Source organism: Aquabacter sp. (assembly GCF_965279295.1).
Taxonomy (GTDB): Bacteria; Pseudomonadota; Alphaproteobacteria; order Rhizobiales; family Xanthobacteraceae; genus Aquabacter.
The window spans coordinates 29,367-46,482 of sequence record NZ_CBDIHQ010000004.1 but is presented as its reverse complement, the minus strand read 5'-3'; the positions used below and the strand labels follow the sequence as shown (position 1 = coordinate 46,482).

Sequence of the window (17,116 nt, the reverse complement as noted above, 5' to 3'; positions counted from 1 at the left end):
GTCATTCGGCTCCCGCGCCATCGCGCAAGGATTGGAGAGCGGCGAACTTGCGGTGCGTGCCTTCGCCCGCTGCGGGGCCCGGCCCGCTGCGGAACACCGGGTCGGTCATCGGGCGGCCGCTGATGCGGTCCACCAGGACGGGATCGGCCAGATCGCCGGTCTCGATGTTGCGGATCACCACGCTCTCCCCCTCCGGCGCGAAATGGCGATTGCCCCAGGCCAGCAGCGACACCACCACCGGCTTGAAGTCGCGCCCCCGCTCGGTGAGCACATATTCAAAGCGCGGCGGACGGGTGCTGTAGGGCTGGCGCTCCATCAGGCCCTCTTCCACCAGACCGTTGAGACGGCGCGTCAGCATGTTGGGGGCGATGCCGAGGCTTTTCTGGAAATCGTCGAACCGGGTGAAGCCGTTCAGCGCATCCCGCAGGATCAGAATGCTCCACCATTCGCCAACGCGCTCCAGGCTGCGGGCGATGGGGCAGGACATGGTTCCGAAGCTGGTGCGCTTCATGGGCGAGGCCATTCTCAAAACAGATATGGCGTCCTTATAATCTTTTGACTATCATCATGCAAGTAACTTAATTCAGGAGATGGCGGCCATGTCCGGGATCGCGGCGGAACTTCTGTATCTGGACGATCTGCGTGTGGGGCAGCGGTTTACGAGTGCGGGCGTGACGGTGGATGCAACCGCCATCAAGGCATTCGCGGGCGCCTTCGACCCCCAGCCATTTCACATGGATGAGGAAGCCGCCAAGGGCACCTTCTTCGGCGGACTGGCGGCGAGCGGCTGGCACACCATGGCGCTCACCATGCGGATGCTGGTGGAGAGCGTGCCCATGGCCGGCGGGGTCATCGGCGCGGGCGGGGAGATTTCATGGCCGCGCCCGACGCGCCCAGGCGATACGTTGCATGTGGAGAGCGAGGTGATGGAGATCACCCCGTCCCGTTCGCGCCCGGAACGGGGCATGGTGCTGCTGCGAAGCGAGACGAAGAACCAGAGGGGCGAGGTGGCGCAGATCCTCAGCGCAAAGCTCGTTGTGCCGCGACGGTTTGGCGGGTGAGGCTGGCGGTGGTGCGGGACGAACTTGCCCCCACGCAAACGGGTCCTTGCACCGGGGCAATGGCCGGAACGACCGGGCCGCACCACATCTGCTAAAAGCCGCCATCGGCCCCATTGGAGCGTATGTCCGTGTCCCACCTTGAACTCGGCCTCGACACTTTCGGCGACGTCACCGCCGGGCCGGACGGCGTCCTGCTGCCCCATGCCCAGGTGATCCGCGACCTGATCGCCCAAGCGGCGCTGGCGGATAGCGTGGGGGTCGATTTTTTCGGCGTCGGCGAGCATCACCGCGCCGATTTCGCGATCTCCGCTCCTGAGGTGGTGCTTGCGGCCATCGCGGCGAAGACCAGCCGCATCCGGCTGGGCTCGGCGGTGACGGTGCTATCCTCCGACGACCCGATCCGGGTGTTCCAGCGATTTTCCACAGTGGACGCCATCTCCAACGGGCGCGCCGAGGTGATCCTGGGGCGCGGCTCCTTCACCGAGAGCTTCCCGCTGTTCGGTTTTCCCATGAACCAGTACGAGACCCTGTTCTCGGAGAAGCTGGATCTGTTCGCCGGCCTGATCTCCGGCGAGCCGGTGACCTGGGAGGGGTCGATCCGCCCGCCGTTGAAAGACCAGCGGGTGTTTCCGCCGATCGAGCGCGGCACGCTGAAGACCTGGATCGGCGTGGGCGGCACGCCCGAATCCGTGGTGCGCGCGGCGCGCTACGGCCTGCCGCTCATGCTCGCCATCATCGGCGGCGATCCCAAGCGGTTCCGCCCTTATGTGGACCTCTACCACCGCGCGCTGGGTCAATTGGAAAAGCCCACGCTGCCGGTGGGCGTGCACTCGCCCGGCTATATCGCCGACACGGATGCCCAGGCGCGGGAAGAATTGTTTCCCGACTACAAGAAGATGCGCGACCGGATCGGCGCCGAACGCGGCTGGCCGCCGATGGGCCGCGATGAGTTCGACGGGGAGGCGGACGGGGGCTCGCTCTATGTCGGCTCGCCGGAGACGGTCGCCAAGAAGATCGCCGCAACAGTGCGGGCGCTGGGCATCGATCGTTTCGACCTGAAATATTCCGGCGGTCCGCTGCCCCACCACAAGCTCATGCGCTGCATCGAGCTTTACGGCACCAAGGTCATCCCCCTGGTGCGCGAGATGCTCGGCGCGTGATCCCTGAAGACTTCTTATACGCCACCCCGGCGATAAGAAGTCTGGCATGGGCATGCGGGCGGGCCTAGGGTCCCGCCTTCTCGCCAACGGGGGCATGTCCGAACCATGGCTGGCACGGATCTTCGGGGCATATCCCGCAATATCGGCAATGTGATTGCCCCGGCTCGCTTCGTCGCCTTCGCCGTCATCCTGGTGCTCGCGAGTGCCGGCGCGGTGTGTCTTTGGGGCTGGCGCCTCGGCGTGATGATCGGTTTCGACGTCGCCAGCCTGGTCTTCCTCGCCTCCTGCTGGTCGCTGCTGGGCCACGACCCCGTCGCCATGCGGCGGACGGCCAAACAGAACGACGCCAACCGGCCGAGCCTGCTGGCCGTCACATTCGTGGTCGTGCTGGTGATCCTCGCCGTGGTGGCGAACGAACTGATGGAAAAGGGCAATACCGGCCCGCTGCTGATCGTCGTCATCGTCGCGACACTCGCCATCGCCTGGCTGTTCAGCAACACAGTCTATGCCGTCCATTACGCCCACATGTACTACAGCTCGGATGCCGGCAAGGATGCGGGCGGGCTCGCGTTTCCCGGCACCCCAGAGCCCGGCTACTGGGACTTCGTCTATTTCGCCTTCTGCCTGGGGATGACCTTCCAGACCTCGGACGTGGAAATCACCGACCCGGATTTCCGCCGGGTCGTGACGCTGCACTGCCTGGAGGCGTTCATCTACAACCTGGGCATCCTTGCCTTCACCATCAACGTCCTCAGCGGCGGCTGAAGGAACGGGCGCAGACGCCCGTCCCAAAGCGAATGTCGGATCAAAAATAATCTGGCGGTAAGGCTATGCTTAAACGAGGCGGGCGGATATCTGAGACTCTGCGGCTGGCTCGTCACTGACACTCCAGCCGTGCGCGCTATTCTTCCGTTTGGGCAGGCCCCGGCTCCCGGACAGGTAAATCGGACACGAGGTGGGTGTGACTCCAGCGATCAATCCTGCCGCGTCCCACCATATGCCGGCCTTCATTACTGCACCTGGCGAAACCGATACCCTTATGGTGGTGGCAGGCATCGTCCTGTTCGCCGCGGTTCTTGGGATGGGCCTTGTGTTCCTGCGGCTGCACACCTTGCCCGAGCGTATCGCGCACAAATCCAAGAAGCTCCAATTCGAGATCGTCGCGGTTCTGGGCCTGCTGGCCCTCTTCACGCATGTGCACCTCTTCTGGGTTGCCGGACTGCTGCTCGCCCTGATCGACCTTCCCGATTTCGGCGGCTTTTTCGGCCGGATCGCGGGATCGCTGGAGAAGATCGCCGGCATAGCACCAGGCGCCGGAGCCGATGGCGTGCCGGACGATCCCAGCCTCCGCGTTCCGCTCGAACACGCGCCCCCGCCGCCGCCCGCGACGGCGCAACTCGCGCCTGCGCGCACGGAGGGCTGACCCATGCTCGAGCTTCTTCTGTGCTCCCTGCTGACGATCTTCCCGGACTATCTCTACCGCCGCTACGGCCAGGGAAAGCGCATCGGCAAGGAGATCACGCTCTATTCCGTGTTCTTCGAGCTGCGGTGGGGGATCATTACCTGCCTGATGCTGACCGTGGGGCTGATCACGGTGATTTTCTATAATCACCCGTCGACCAGCAATGCGACGCTCTATTTCCGGACCATCCCCATCGTTCCCGAGACCAACGGGCGCGTCGCCGAGATCTATGTCGACGGCACAAGCGGCACCATCAAGCAGGGCGCGCCGATCTTCAGGTTGGACGGCACGAAGCAGGCGGCAGCGGTGGAAGCGGAGCGCCGCAAGATCGCCGAGGTCGATGCGGCGTTGGCGGTGGCGCGGATCGACCTGCTGTCGTCGGAAGGCCGGATCCAGGAGGCAAGAAGCGGCCACCAGCAGGCCCTGGACGAGTTGAACACCAAGCAGGAACTCAGCCGGCGCAATCCGGCGACCGTCGCGCCGCGCGAGATAGAGCGTCTGGAAAACCTCGCCGAGGGGCGCAAGGGCGCGCTCGATTCCGCGCTCGCCGCGAAGGCGGCCCAGGAGGTGCGGATTTCCGTGCTCCTTCCGGCAGAGAGGGCGAGTGCCGAAGCCGCGTTGGCGCAGGCGCAGGTGGAGTTGGACAAGACCGTGGTTCGCGCGGGCGTGAGCGGGCATGTCGAGCAGTTTGCCTTGCAGGTGGGCGATATCGTCAATCCGTTCATGCGCCCCGCCGGCGTTCTCATCCCGCAGGGCGCCGGCCGACGGGCCATTCAGGCGGGCTTCGGTCAGATCGAGGCCCAGGTCATGAAGGTGGGCATGCTCGCCGAGGTCACCTGCATCTCCATGCCGATGACGGTCATTCCGATGGTGGTGACCTCAGTGCAGGATTTCATCGCCGCCGGACAATTCCGCGCCGGGGAGCAGCTGATCGATGCGCAGCAGGTAACCCGGCCGGGCACCATCCTCGTCTTCCTCCAGCCTCTTTATGAGGGCGGGCTGGAAGGGGTGACGCCCGGAAGCAGTTGCATCGCCAACGCCTACAGCAGCAATCACGACCTGATCGCCTCCGGTAAGGTCGGGACCCTGCACGGGCTGGTTCTGCACGGCGTGGATGCGGTTGGGATCGTGCATGCGATGATCCTGCGGATGCAGGCATTGATGCTGCCCATCCAGACCCTCGTCTTCAGCGGCCACTAAGGCCCGACCCGCGAAGGCGCGGCATCGCGTCAACGCCTTCGCGGTGTCGTGAAACGCTACGCTCCGGGCTGGATGTCGATGGAGTCCACCCCGTCGGGGTAGAAGGCGAGGTAATCCTTGATGGCCGCAACCGCCTCATAGGGCGCCTCGTAGCTCCACACCGCATTCACCGAGCGGGCGCCGCCGGAGGGGATGCTGAAATAGGAACATGCGCCCTTATAGGGGCAATAGGTGGCGTGATCCGTCCGCGCCAGCAGCGTCATGTCCACGTCTACGCGGGGAATGTAGTGCACCGGCGGATACGCCGCCTCGCGCAAAGTGAGCGCGCTGCGGGTATCAGCGATCACCTGACCGGCGAGCGTGACAACCACCCTGTCGGGATTGCGGACAATGGCAATGGGATGATCGGGGCCGGGGATCTTCACCGGCCTGGCGGCGACATTCTGGTCCATGGCAGTCCTCTCTGGCTCCCGGGGCATGTGCCTGTATGTGGGCACGCGCGACCGGAAGACCAGCGTCGGACAATCCGGCGATGTAGAAAGATTAGGTGGGCAGCCCACCGATGCCATGCGCCCCCTCCCCGCAAGCGGAGAGGGGATGTATGGGAGGAAATGAAATCCTCAGGCTTGGCTGGAGGCCTTGCGGCCGAGCGCTGCCTGGGCGGCGGCGAGGCGGGCGATGGGGACGCGGAACGGCGAGCACGATACGTAGTCGAGGCCGACCTCTTCGCAGAACGCGACAGACGCCGGGTCGCCGCCATGCTCGCCGCAGATGCCGAGCTTGATGTCGGGACGGGACTTGCGGCCCCGCTCGACGCCGATCTTCACCAGTTCGCCCACACCGTTGACGTCGATGGAGACGAACGGGTCCACCTCGATGATGCCCTTTTGCACATAGGGCCCGAGGAAGGTGCCGGCGTCGTCGCGCGAAACGCCGTAGCAGGTCTGAGTCAGATCGTTGGTGCCGAACGAGAAGAACTCGGCCGTCTCGGCGATTTCCTCGGCGCGCAGGCAGGCACGCGGCAGCTCGATCATTGTGCCCACCTGGAAGGTGAGCTTGGCGCCGGTCTCGGCCTCCACCGCCTTGGCGGTCTTGCGGATCACGGCGTCGACGATATCGAACTCCGCCTTGGTGGCGATCAGGGGCACCATGACTTCCGGCACAACCGCTTCGCCTGTCGACTTGGCGGCAATCACCGCCGCCTCGAAGATGGCGCGGGCCTGCATCTCTGCGATCTCGGGGAAGGCGATGGCGATGCGGCAGCCCCGGAAGCCGAGCATGGGGTTCACCTCATGCAGTTCCTTCTGGCGACGCTCGATGCGCTCCACCTCGACACCGAGGCTTTTCGCCACTTCCGCCACTTCCGCGTCGGTGTGGGGCAGGAACTCGTGCAGCGGCGGGTCGAGCAGGCGGATGGTGACGGGCAGGCCCTTCATGATCTCGAACAGCTCAACGAAATCCGCCCGCTGCATGGGCAGCAGCTTGGCGAGCGCCGAACGGCGCCCGGCCTCGTCGTCCGCCAGGATCATCTCGCGCACCGCGAGAATGCGACCGGCGTCGAAGAACATATGCTCGGTGCGCGACAGGCCGATGCCCTCGGCGCCGAACGAGCGGGCCATGCGGGCATCCGCCGGGGTCTCAGCATTGGCGCGGATCTTGAGCCGACGAACTTTGTCCGCCCAACCCATGAGGGTGGCGAATTCACCGGACATTTCCGGCTGGAGCATCGGCACTTCGCCGGCCAGCACCTGCCCGGTGGAGCCGTCGATGGTGATGATGTCGCCCTTCTTGAAGGTCTGGCCGGACACGGTGAGGGTCTGCGCTGCATAGTCGATGCGCAGCGAGCCGGCGCCGGAGACGCAGGGCTTGCCCATGCCGCGCGCCACCACGGCTGCGTGCGAGGTCATGCCGCCGCGCGAGGTCAGGATGCCCTCGGCCGCGTGCATGCCGTGGATGTCCTCAGGGCTCGTCTCGACGCGCACCAGGATCACCTTGCGGCCCTGGCCCTTCATCTCCTCGGCCTCGTCCGCCGAGAACACGATGGCGCCGGCGGCGGCGCCGGGCGATGCCGGCAGGCCGCTCGCCACCACCTTGCGCTCGGCCTTGGGGTCGATGGCGGGGTGGAGCAACTGGTCGAGGGCGGCGGGGTCGACGCGCAACACCGCTTCCTGCTGGGTGATCAGCCCCTCGTTCGCCAACTCGACGGCGATGCGCAGGGCCGCCTTGGCGGTGCGCTTGCCGGAGCGGGTCTGGAGCATCCAGAGCTTGCCCTTCTCGACCGTGAACTCCAGGTCCTGCATGTCCCGGTAGTGGTTTTCGAGCACCTTGGAGATGCGCTCGAACTCCTTGAAGGCTTCCGGCAGGGCGTTTTCCATGGACGGCTTGTCGGAGCCGGCCTCCTTGCGGGCCTTCTCGGTCAGGTCCTGCGGGGTGCGAATGCCCGCCACCACGTCCTCGCCCTGGGCATTCACCAGGAACTCGCCATAGAGCGCATGCTCGCCGGTGGAGGGATTGCGCGTGAAGGCGACGCCGGTGGCCGAGGTGTCGCCCATGTTGCCGAACACCATGGCTTGCACGTTCAGCGCGGTGCCCCAGCTCTCCGGAATGGAGTGCAGGCGGCGATAGGTGATGGCGCGCTGGTTCATCCAGGATCCGAACACAGCGCCGATGGCACCCCAGAGCTGCTCATGGGGGTCCTGCGGGAACGGCTTGCCGAGCTTCTTCTCGACCATGGCCTTGTACTGGACCACCAGCTCCGCCCAATCGTCGGCAGAGAGGTCGGTGTCGAGGGTGTGGCCGTTCTTGAGCTTATAGGATTCGAGAAGCTCCTCGAAATGGTGATGGTCCACGCCCAGCACCACGTCGGAATACATGGTGATGAAGCGGCGGTAGCTGTCATAGGCGAAGCGCCGGTCGGCCAGTTGCGCCACGGCTTCCACGGTCGCGTCGTTGAGGCCGAGGTTCAGCACCGTGTCCATCATGCCCGGCATGGAGGCGCGGGCGCCGGAGCGCACCGAGACCAGCAGCGGGTTCGCGGGATCGCCGAAGGTCTTGCCGGTGATTGCGCCGACCTTGGCCAGCGCCTGCGCGACATCGCCCTTCAGCTCGGCGGGATAGGTCTCACCGTGCGCATAATAATAGGTGCACACCTCAGTCGGAATGGTGAAGCCAGGAGGAACCGGGAGGCCGAGATTGGCCATCTCGGCGAGGTTTGCGCCCTTGCCGCCCAGCAGGTTCCGCATTTCGGCTTTCCCTTCGGCCGTGCCGTCGCCGAAGGAGTAGACCCATTTCGTCATCGTCAAAGATCCCTTGGGATGTTCACGCGTCGCGGAAAAACAGCGCCGTTGCTTTAGCCCGCGCGGGCCGCGCCTTCAACTGTAGCGTTCGGCGCACCCCTCAATGGGGAATGAGGCCGAGAATGCCGATGAGGATGAGATAGACCGCCACGAGGATGTTGAGGAGGCGCGGAAACACCAGGATCAGAACACCGGCGACCAAGGCGATGATGGGGGAAAGCATGACAATGTCGATATTCATGGCGCGCTCCTCAGCTGCTGCGGCAATGCTCACGCTGAGAAGGACGGGCGGCGCCCCTCGGTTCCCGGCTATGTCACGCCGGTGTGAAATGCCGCATCATTGAACCAGACGGCGTGCCCGGCGATGCTGACGCTGGGTGAGCGTGGGATGGGGAGCCTTGGCAATGTTGTGGAAGGGTCTTTTTGCGGCCGCGCTCGGCAGCCTCGCCCTGATGGGTCTCGCTTTGCCGGCGCAGGCGCAGCCGGAGAAATGCCCGCGCATGGTGGCCCAGGCGCCCATGCCCTCTCTCACACCAAAGGTTTGGAAGGCGGCCTACCGGCCGGTCGCCGCCGAGGGCAATCAGGTGAGTCTCACCTTCGTCGGCCACGCCACCTTTCTGATCGAAAGCCCCAAGGGCATCACCATCGTCACCGACTATAATGATTATGTGCGGCCCAGCATCGTGCCCATGGTGGCGACCATGAACCGGGCACATGACACCCATTACACCGAGCACCCGGACCCCGGCATCGCCTATGTCCTGCGCGGCTGGAACCCCGAGGGCGGGCCGGCGCATCACGAACTCACCCTGGACGATGTGTGGATTCGCAACGTTTCCACCAACATCCGCTACGGCTCGAGCACGCTCTACGAGGGCAATTCCATGTTCGTGTTCGAGGTGGCGGGCCTATGCATCGCCCACCTCGGCCATTTGCACCATCTCCTCACCCGCGACCATCTGGAGGCGCTGGGGCGCATCGACGTGGTGCTGGCGCCGGTGGACGGCTCCTACACGCTCGACATCGAAGGCATGGTGGAGACGCTGAAGGCGATCAACGCGCCACTCATCATCCCGATGCATTATTTCAGCTCATATGGCCTCGACCGTTTCCTGTCGCGCCTCGGCAAGGACTATGAAATCACCCGCTCGGCCTCGCCCACGGTGATGCTCTCGCGGGAGATGCTGCCGGGCAAGCCGACCGTGCTGGTGCTGCCAGGCCGATGAAGGCTTCAAAGTGCCGTTAGGGAAGATCTGGCAAAACGCCGCGCGCCGGCCATACGCCTTTGGAAAAGCTCCTGATTGCACCGTGCCCGCTCGACATTCCGCCGCGCTGATATAGAGCAGAAATGCGGCGCCGCGCGGCTTCTGGCCCGGAGGCATCAACCCTTGCCCCGGTGATTTCCGATGGAAACAGCCCACACCTCTTACGATCCCCTGGTTCCCGTCGCCCCCGAGCGGCGCGTGTTCGTGATGCGCGATGCGTTCGCGCTGTGGTTCAGCCTGGGCATCGGGCTTTTGGTGCTCCAGGCGGGTGCGCTCCTCACTCCCGCGCTGAGCCTGGGCGCGGCGTTCGCCGCCATCCTGGTCGGCACGACCTTCGGCGTGGTGCTTCTGGCGGCGGTGGGGGTGATCGGCGCGGATTCCGGCCTTGCTTCCATGGCCATGCTGCGGCCGACACTGGGCCTGCGCGGCGCGATCCTGCCGACCATCATCAATGTGGTGCAACTGGTCGGCTGGGGGTCGTTCGAGATCATCGTCATGGGCGATGCGGCGGATGCGCTCGCCAAATCCGCCTTCGGCTTTTCCTTCCCCGGCCTGTGGACCCTGGCGTTCGGCGCGCTTGCCACCCTCATCGCGGTGATGGGACCGGTCTCCTTCGTGCGCCGTTTCCTGCGCGCCTACGGGCTCTGGCTGCTGTTGGCGGCAGCGGCGTGGCTCACCTGGCGCCTGCTGGCGCAGAACGACCTCGCCGCCTTATTTGCCAAGCCCGGCACCGGCGCGATGAGCTTCGGTAGCGCGGTGGATCTGGTGATCGCCATGCCGCTGTCCTGGCTGCCGCTGATTTCCGACTACACCCGCTTCGGGCGCTCCCCGCGGGCCATGTTCAGGGGCAGCGCGCTCGGCTATTTCGTCGCCAACATCTGGTTCTACGGCCTGGGCGCCGCCTATGGCCTCGCCTCGGGCGGCGAGGTCTCGCTGGTGGCGGCGCTCGCCACCGCTGGCGGCGGGCTGGCGCTGCTGATGATCCTGCTGGACGAGACCGACAACGCCTTTGCCGACATCCATTCGGCGGCGGTCTCCGCGCGCACGCTGGTCGCGGGCAAGGTGCCGATGATGGCGCTGGGCTTCGGCGCCCTGTGCACGCTGGTGGCCCTCGCCGTGCCACTGGCGCAGTATGAAAGCTTCCTGCTTCTGATCAGTTCGGTGTTCGCGCCGTTGTTCGGCGTGGTGCTGGCGGACCATTTCATCGTCCGCCGCCGGGTGATCGCGACCGCCGAGATTGACCGCAAGGGCGGGGCCTATTGGTTCTCCGGCGGCTGGCACCTTGCGGGCGTCGGTGCCTGGGTGCTGGGCATCGTGGTGTTCCACGCCGTGACCACCTTCGCCCCCAGCCTCGGCGCCACCCTGCCCGCTCTCTTGGTAGCGGGCGCTGCCCATGTGGCATTCCATGCGCAGAGGCGGTGAAGCCAGCCTTTATTCGTTTATTCGGCTGCATCCACGTCCGGAGCTGAGGGTCGCGGCGCTTGGCGCCAAGCGCCGGGCGCTAGGCGTGCGCTTGCGCTCAACACCTCTATCCCGACAATGCGGCCGTTCCCGTCATAGTCGAGCACCACATCGTCCGCAGCCTCGACGGACCGTACGATTTGGCTCTTTCCAACTTGGATATACACCGCGTCCGCTTGCGGATCATAGGTCATGTCGGCCATGGCGGCCTCGCGTCTCTGTCGAAGAATGCGGTTATAACGCGGATTTCGCGTTCAGTCTCCACGCAGACAACCCGCAGCACGCGTCCCTCATGCTCCGGAACTGGTGAAAAGCAACGGCGCTTTTCGGCGTCAGTTGGGTCAGCCTCAGTCCATGCAGGGGAGCGGATGGTTTGGTAAAGCCATGGCAGCGGGATGCCACGCCTGGCCGCCTGCTGGGAGGCATGAGCAGTCAGCTTGATCTGCTTCATGCCCTCCTGCTCATCCTCAATCATCCATCTTCAGCGCAGCGATGAAGGCTTCTTGGGGGATTTCCACCTTGCCGAACTGGCGCATCTTCTTCTTACCCTCTTTCTGCTTGTCCAGCAGCTTGCGCTTGCGCGAGATGTCGCCGCCGTAGCACTTGGCGGTCACGTCCTTGCGCAGGGCCTTGATGGTCTCGCGGGCGATGATCTTGGCGCCGATGGCGGCCTGGATCGGGATGTTGAACAGATGCTGCGGGATCAGGTCCTTCAGCTTCTCGCACATGGCCCGACCGCGATGCTCCGCCCGGCCGCGATGGACCAGCATGGAGAGCGCATCCACCGGCTCGCCGTTCACCAGCAGCGACATTTTTACGAGGTCGCCCTCGCGATAGTCGGTGATGTTGTAGTCGAACGAGGCGTAGCCCTTGGAGATCGACTTCAGCCGGTCGTAGAAGTCGAACACCACCTCATTGAGCGGCAGGTCGTAAGTGACCATGGCGCGCGAGCCGACATAGGTCAGCTCGATCTGGTTGCCGCGCCGGTCCTGGCAGAGCTTCAGTACGCTGCCGAGATAATCGTCCGGGGTCAGGATGGTGGCGCGGATCCAGGGCTCGCGGATTTCCTTGATCTTCACCACGTCCGGCATGTCGGCCGGATTGTGCATGTCGATGACGGAGCCGTCGTTCAGCTCCATCTGGTAGATGACCGAGGGCGCGGTGGCGATCAGGTCGAGATTGAACTCGCGCTCCAGCCGCTCCTGGATGATTTCCAGGTGCAGCAAGCCGAGGAACCCGCAGCGGAAGCCGAAGCCGAGCGCCGCCGAGGTCTCCATCTCGAAGGAGAAGCTGGCATCGTTGAGGCGCAGCTTGCCCATGGCGGCGCGCAGGTCCTCGAAATCGGCCGCATCCACCGGGAACAGGCCGCAGAACACCACGGGCTGGGCTGGCTTGAAGCCCGGCAAGGGTTCGGAGGCGGGCTTCTTTTCATCGGTGATGGTGTCGCCGACGCGGGTTTCCGCCACTTCCTTGATGGAGCCGGTGAGGAAGCCGATCTCGCCGGGACCCAGGCTCTCCATGGCCACCATCTTGGGGGTGAATACACCGACGCGGTCCATGTCGTAGACGGCCCCCGTGCGCATCATCTTGATGCGCTGGCCCTTGCGGACCACGCCGTCCACCACCCGCACCAGCACCACCACGCCGAGGTAGGTGTCGTACCAGCTATCCACCAGCAGCGCCTTCAGCGGCGCGTCACGGTCGCCCATGGGCGGCGGCAGGCGGGTGACGATGGCCTCCAGCACCTGGTCGACGTTCAGCCCGGTCTTGGCCGAGATGCCGATGGCCTGGGAGGCGTCGATGCCGATCACATCCTCGATCTGCGCCTTCACCTTCTCGGGCTCGGCGGCGGGCAGGTCCACCTTGTTGAGGACCGGAACGATCTCGTGGTTGTTTTCGATGGCCTGGTAGACGTTGGCGAGCGTCTGCGCCTCAACCCCCTGGGACGCATCCACCACAAGCAGCGACCCCTCGACGGCGGCGAGCGAGCGGTTCACCTCATAGGCGAAGTCCACATGCCCCGGCGTGTCGATGAGGTTGAGGATATAGGTCTCCCCGTCCTTGGCCTTATAGGACAGGCGGACGGTCTGCGCCTTGATGGTGATGCCGCGCTCGCGCTCGATGTCCATGCTGTCGAGCACTTGTTCCGTCATCTCGCGTTCAGTCAGCCCGCCCGTGATCTGGATCAGCCGGTCGGCGAGGGTGGACTTGCCATGGTCGATATGAGCGACAATGGAAAAGTTGCGGATGTTCTTTTGTGCGCTGGCGGTCATCCGGGCCGCATAGCACTGGCCCGGAGGGGGGACAAGGCGCGCCGGCGCGAGGATTTGAAGTTCCACGCCACGCGCGGCACTCCTCAGCCTAGAAGCTCGCTCACGCGGGTGGCGGAAAGCTCGTTGCTCTCACGCTTCAGAAACTCGATGATGGCGGCTTCGGACATGGGGTAGCCGTAAAGGTAGCCCTGGGCATATTCGCAACCGCGCTCGCGCAGGAAGCGCGCCTGGCTCAGGGTTTCCACCCCCTCCGCGATCACCCGCAGCCCGAGATTCTTCCCCAGCTCGATCACCGCGCAGACGATGGCGGCATCGAACGGGTCGCTCTCCAATTGCTGGACAAACGAGCGGTCGATCTTCACCGCATCGATCGGCAATTGCTTCAAATGCGTGAGGGCAGCGTAGCCGGTGCCGAAATCGTCCAACGCGATGCGCATGCCGGCGGCGTAAAGCTCGTCGAGGATCGGCGCCACGAACTCGGAATCCCGGCCGAGGAACACGGTCTCCGTCACCTCGACGTCGAAATGCCGAGGCTCCACCTCCTCGTCCCAGATCAGACCCAGCAGGTGAGAGGCGAGGCGCGGGTGGGTGAATTGAGCCGGAGCGAGGTTGAAGGCGATGCGACCGAAATTGATGTCCTGGTCGAGCCAGGAGCGGGCGTCGCGCGCGATCTGGCGCAGGATGGTCTCGCCCATCTGCACCGCAAGCTCGGGGTCTTCGAACGCCGAGATGAATTTATCCGGCGGCACGATCAGCCCGGCGCCCTGCTGCCAGCGCATCAGCGCCTCCAACCCCACCAGCCGCCCCGTCACCAGCGAAATCTTGGGCTGGTAGAACGGCAGGATTGCCTTGCGATTGATGGCGTTCACCAGTTCGCGGCTCAGCAGCACACGCTCGCTCATGGCGCGGCGCATGGCGGGCGCATAGAGGACCGCGCGGTTGCGGCCCTGCTTCTTCGCAGCATAGAGCGCGAGGTCCGCGTCCTTCATCAACTCGCCGGGGGCATAGTCGGGCGACGGGCAGACCGCGATGCCGATGCTGGCGCGGCTGGAGAGATGCCGGTCGCCATAGGCCAGCGGCTGGCGGAAATCACGCAGGATGGCGTCGGCGAGGTCGAGCGCGGCCTGAGCGGTGTGCTGGGCCTGCATGAGCACGACGAATTCATCGCCGCCAAGCCGCGCCACCGCCCCAAGATCGGCGGCCAGATGCTCCAGCCGCCGCGCGGTTTCCATCAGCAGCGCGTCGCCGGCATCGTGGCCGAGCGTGTCGTTCACGTCCTTAAGACCATCGAGGTCGACCAGCAGCAGCACCACGGTGCCGGGCAGGTCGGAGGCGTGTCGGATCATGTCGTCGAGCTTGGCCTGGAAGGCGGCGCGGTTGATCAGGCCAGTCAAGGCATCGTGGGTCGCGGCGTAGCGCACCTTCTGCTCTGCGGCGAGGCGGTCGGTGATATCGACCACAGCCGAGACCACGCAGGCGCGCCCGTCCAGTTCGGTAAAGGCAGCGGCGAGCAGCACGGTGCGGATTTCGCCATGGCCGAGCCGGATCTTGGTCTCGAAATTGGTGACGCGGCCCTCCCGCGCCAGCTTGTCGAGGAATTGGGCGCGCGAGGCGGCGTCCTCGTACATATCAACGGTGGAGGAGATGCCGAAAGTTTCGGGGTCCCCGCCGAAATAGCGCGCGCCAGCCTCGTTGTAACGCACGATCCGCCCGGTCTCGACCTCGGAGATCAGCAGCGGGGTGGGCACCGCCATGAAGGTGTGTTCCAGCAGATGCTGGCTCTGGATCAGCACTTTGCGGGCAATCCGCTCGGCCTGGGTCGCGGCCCATTCCAGCCGTCCCTGGCGGTTCGACTGGATCACCGCGAGGATCAAGGCGACGTTGAGGGTCAGTTGCGCCAAGGCGAGGCCGAGCACCGTCTCGCCGTGGGGCGGCACGCCGACATAGCCCAGCAGCAGCAGGATGCTGCACCCCGCGCCGCTCGCAACCACCCAGACGAACGCGATGGGCACAGCGAGGTAGTAGATGGCTGGCAGCAGCAGCACCACCACCAGCGCGATGTCGCTGCGTGCCGACACCAGCACGCCGACGGCGATCGCCGTGACCCATTGCCAAAGCAGCAGCACCGCTTGGATGCTGCGATAGGTCTGCACCCGGCCGACCAGATAAAGGCAGACCAGCGCGATCAGGATCGTGATGCCGCGCGCGGGCAAGGCGACCAAGAAATGGGGCTGCCCGTAGAACCGCCAGTCGCTCACCAGGAACGCGGTATTGAGCAGGGCGGAGAGGACAAGAAGAATGCGGGCATGGCGTGCCAGCTCGGCCACCCGCTGCTCGCGGTAGGCCCATTCCTGGTCTTGGCCAAGGAACTCGCCGGTCCAGAGATTTAGCCGTGTTTCGTCCATTGGCGATCCGCCCCCGCCATGTTCGCCCTTGATAGGCGTGAAGCCGGGTCCAGCACAATGCGCGGTGATAGCTGGAGCACTAGAAATGCGCGATATAGCCGCCATCCACGGCCAGAACTTGGCCAGTGACGTAGCCGGCAGCGGGGGACGCCAGGAAAACCGCCGCTCCCGCGACCTCCTCGGGCTGTCCCCAGCGGCCGATGGACGTGCGCTTCTTGAGCCATTCTTCGGTCTCGAGGTCGGTGACCATGGTGCGGTTGGGGAAGGTTGCGAAATATCCCGGTGCGATCGCGTTCACCGTGATGCCCTGCGGCCCGAACTCGGCGGCGAGCGCCCGCGTCAGCGCCTCCAGCCCGCCCTTGGCGGTGATGTAACCGGCATCGCCCGGCCGTCCAAGGGGACCAGCGATGGAGGTGACATTGATGATCCGCCCCCAGCCGCGCGCCGCCATTTCAGGCACCAGAAGGCGGGCAAGCGTGGCCGGGCCCAAGACAATGGCATCGATAAGCCGGCGCAGCGCGGTGGTGTCGAGTTCCAGGAAGGCGCGGCGGTCCCGCAGGCCGGCGTTGTTCACCAGGATATCGAAGCCGGGGGCGGCTTCCAGCGCCCGCACGATCGCAGCTTCATCCGAGACGTCGAAGGCCAGTCCTGTCACTGCGCCATCTTCCGCGAGGACGGCGCAGGCGGCATCGAGCCGCTCTTGGTCGCGGCCGTTGATCGTGACTTGCGCACCCGCCTGCGCCAGCCCGCGCGCGATCTCAAAGCCGATGCCGGAGGTGGCGCCCGTAACCAGCGCGGTGCGGCCGGCGAGAGAGAAAGGATGGGGCATGGGATCAAGTCTCCGGCGATTCGCGCGGAGCAGTGTGCGGTTCGTGCGCCTGTGCGCCACCCGAAAATCGCCGCCTCAACCTCTTCTTCTGCAACCTTTTAGGCGGCGCCACCGTTGTCCAAGCAAGTTTTTTATGCGCGATCCCGCTTCGTTAATTTTTAGTCGGTTCTCGTGCGATAAGGTCGGCGACAGAACCTGCGAACAGTGTTTGGGGAACGCGATGAGAGCGGCAATTTCATTGGGACTGATCGGGGCCAGCTTGCTTGCCCTGCCATTAAGCATGGGTACGGGCTCACCGGCGTTCGCTTCCCAGGATAACCAGCCGCCGGTGCAGCTGGCGCAATATTATCCGCCCCCGCAGCAGCAGCGGCCCTATTACCCGCCGCCCCCGCAGCAGCAGCAATATGGTCCCCCGCCCTCGCGCGGCGGCTTTCCCGGCTGGCTGGCCGGCAATTATGTCGGGTTCAACCGCCAGGGCCTCCAATTGGGGCTCAGCATCGCGCCCGACGGCCGCTCTCTCGCCTTCGTGAACGGACAGAAGGTCCCCGCCTACGTTCGCGGCGGAAATCTGTACGTCAACGGCGCGCAATTCTATCTCCAGCCGACCCCCGACGGCTTCAATGCCACCCAGGCCGGCAACCCGCGTAACCGGATTCATTACCAGCGCCGCTGATGCGCCATGCGACATGCGTTTCGCGGAACTC

The 17,116-nt window shown here is 65.1% G+C and carries 17 protein-coding genes; 8 read left to right on the top strand and 9 right to left on the bottom strand.

The genetic code is table 11. The annotated features are described in order from the left end of the window. Position 1 precedes the first annotated feature (1 nt). Positions 2-511 (bottom strand): winged helix-turn-helix transcriptional regulator, encoded by a 510-nt coding sequence (locus tag ADADO0_RS00905; protein ID WP_511303200.1) that lies wholly within the window; start codon positions 509-511, stop codon positions 2-4. Positions 512-599: 88 nt separating this feature from the next. On the opposite strand from ADADO0_RS00905, the gene ADADO0_RS00900 reads away from it, so the two are divergent. The 5 genes from ADADO0_RS00900 (at position 600) to ADADO0_RS00880 (ending at position 4,883) form a co-directional block, all read left to right on the top strand. Then, complete coding sequence (locus ADADO0_RS00900) at positions 600-1,061, top strand: MaoC family dehydratase (RefSeq protein ID WP_511303199.1); 462 nt, start codon at positions 600-602, stop codon at positions 1,059-1,061. A 128-nt stretch (positions 1,062-1,189) separates the two neighbouring features. Then, on the top strand, positions 1,190-2,221 hold the full coding sequence (locus tag ADADO0_RS00895) for an LLM class flavin-dependent oxidoreductase (RefSeq protein ID WP_511303198.1): 1,032 nt from the start codon (positions 1,190-1,192) through the stop codon (positions 2,219-2,221). Between the two features lie 105 nt (positions 2,222-2,326). Next, entirely contained in the window at positions 2,327-2,986 is a 660-nt protein-coding gene (locus tag ADADO0_RS00890) for a DUF1345 domain-containing protein (protein WP_511303197.1), read from the top strand. A gap of 196 nt (positions 2,987-3,182) precedes the next feature. Further along, on the top strand, positions 3,183-3,644 hold the full coding sequence (locus ADADO0_RS00885; protein ID WP_511303196.1) for a hypothetical protein: 462 nt from the start codon (positions 3,183-3,185) through the stop codon (positions 3,642-3,644). A 3-nt stretch (positions 3,645-3,647) separates the two neighbouring features. After that, positions 3,648-4,883, top strand: a complete 1,236-nt coding sequence (locus tag ADADO0_RS00880; protein ID WP_511303195.1) for an HlyD family secretion protein — start codon at positions 3,648-3,650, stop codon at positions 4,881-4,883. Between the two features lie 56 nt (positions 4,884-4,939). Here the strand turns inward: ADADO0_RS00880 and ADADO0_RS00875 are convergent, their stop codons facing one another. The 3 genes from ADADO0_RS00875 to ADADO0_RS00865 form a co-directional block, all read right to left on the bottom strand. After that, positions 4,940-5,335 carry a DUF427 domain-containing protein gene (locus ADADO0_RS00875; protein ID WP_511303194.1) on the bottom strand — a complete coding sequence of 132 codons (396 nt, stop codon included), beginning with the start codon at positions 5,333-5,335 and terminating at the stop codon, positions 4,940-4,942. A gap of 168 nt (positions 5,336-5,503) precedes the next feature. After that, on the bottom strand, positions 5,504-8,179 hold the full coding sequence (gene ppdK, locus ADADO0_RS00870; protein WP_511303193.1) for a pyruvate, phosphate dikinase: 2,676 nt from the start codon (positions 8,177-8,179) through the stop codon (positions 5,504-5,506). Positions 8,180-8,279: 100 nt separating this feature from the next. Beyond that, positions 8,280-8,420 (bottom strand): DUF3096 domain-containing protein, encoded by a 141-nt coding sequence (locus tag ADADO0_RS00865; protein WP_511303192.1) that lies wholly within the window; start codon positions 8,418-8,420, stop codon positions 8,280-8,282. Between the two features lie 163 nt (positions 8,421-8,583). Between ADADO0_RS00865 and ADADO0_RS00860 the strand changes: the two genes are divergently transcribed. Together ADADO0_RS00860 and cytX are read left to right on the top strand one after the other, a co-directional pair. After that, positions 8,584-9,405 (top strand): MBL fold metallo-hydrolase, encoded by an 822-nt coding sequence (locus tag ADADO0_RS00860; protein WP_511303191.1) that lies wholly within the window; start codon positions 8,584-8,586, stop codon positions 9,403-9,405. Positions 9,406-9,585: 180 nt separating this feature from the next. Beyond that, positions 9,586-10,866: a putative hydroxymethylpyrimidine transporter CytX gene (gene cytX, locus ADADO0_RS00855; protein ID WP_511303190.1), complete on the top strand. Its 1,281-nt coding sequence runs from the start codon at positions 9,586-9,588 to the stop codon at positions 10,864-10,866. Between the two features lie 17 nt (positions 10,867-10,883). On the opposite strand, the gene ADADO0_RS00850 is transcribed toward cytX, so the two are convergent. The 5 genes from ADADO0_RS00850 to ADADO0_RS00830 all read right to left on the bottom strand — a co-directional run bounded on the left by ADADO0_RS00850 (position 10,884) and on the right by ADADO0_RS00830 (position 16,412). Beyond that, positions 10,884-11,108, bottom strand: coding sequence for a DUF2283 domain-containing protein (locus ADADO0_RS00850; RefSeq protein WP_511303189.1), 225 nt, complete (start codon positions 11,106-11,108; stop codon positions 10,884-10,886). Continuing rightward, positions 11,096-11,356 carry a DUF4258 domain-containing protein gene (locus ADADO0_RS00845; protein ID WP_511303188.1) on the bottom strand — a complete coding sequence of 87 codons (261 nt, stop codon included), beginning with the start codon at positions 11,354-11,356 and terminating at the stop codon, positions 11,096-11,098. Before ADADO0_RS00845 ends, ADADO0_RS00850 begins: the two co-directional genes overlap by 13 nt. Positions 11,357-11,372: 16 nt before the next feature. Then, positions 11,373-13,178 (bottom strand): translation elongation factor 4, encoded by a 1,806-nt coding sequence (lepA, locus tag ADADO0_RS00840; protein WP_511303187.1) that lies wholly within the window; start codon positions 13,176-13,178, stop codon positions 11,373-11,375. An 83-nt stretch (positions 13,179-13,261) separates the two neighbouring features. Beyond that, on the bottom strand, positions 13,262-15,583 hold the full coding sequence (locus ADADO0_RS00835; RefSeq protein ID WP_511303186.1) for a putative bifunctional diguanylate cyclase/phosphodiesterase: 2,322 nt from the start codon (positions 15,581-15,583) through the stop codon (positions 13,262-13,264). Positions 15,584-15,662: 79 nt separating this feature from the next. Continuing rightward, the gene (locus ADADO0_RS00830) at positions 15,663-16,412 is read right to left on the bottom strand and encodes an SDR family oxidoreductase (protein WP_511303185.1); all 750 of its coding nucleotides are present in this window, start codon (positions 16,410-16,412) and stop codon (positions 15,663-15,665) included. A gap of 280 nt (positions 16,413-16,692) precedes the next feature. Between ADADO0_RS00830 and ADADO0_RS00825 the strand changes: the two genes are divergently transcribed. Further along, positions 16,693-17,085, top strand: a complete 393-nt coding sequence (locus tag ADADO0_RS00825) for a hypothetical protein (protein ID WP_511303184.1) — start codon at positions 16,693-16,695, stop codon at positions 17,083-17,085. The last annotated feature ends 31 nt before the right edge of the window (positions 17,086-17,116 follow it).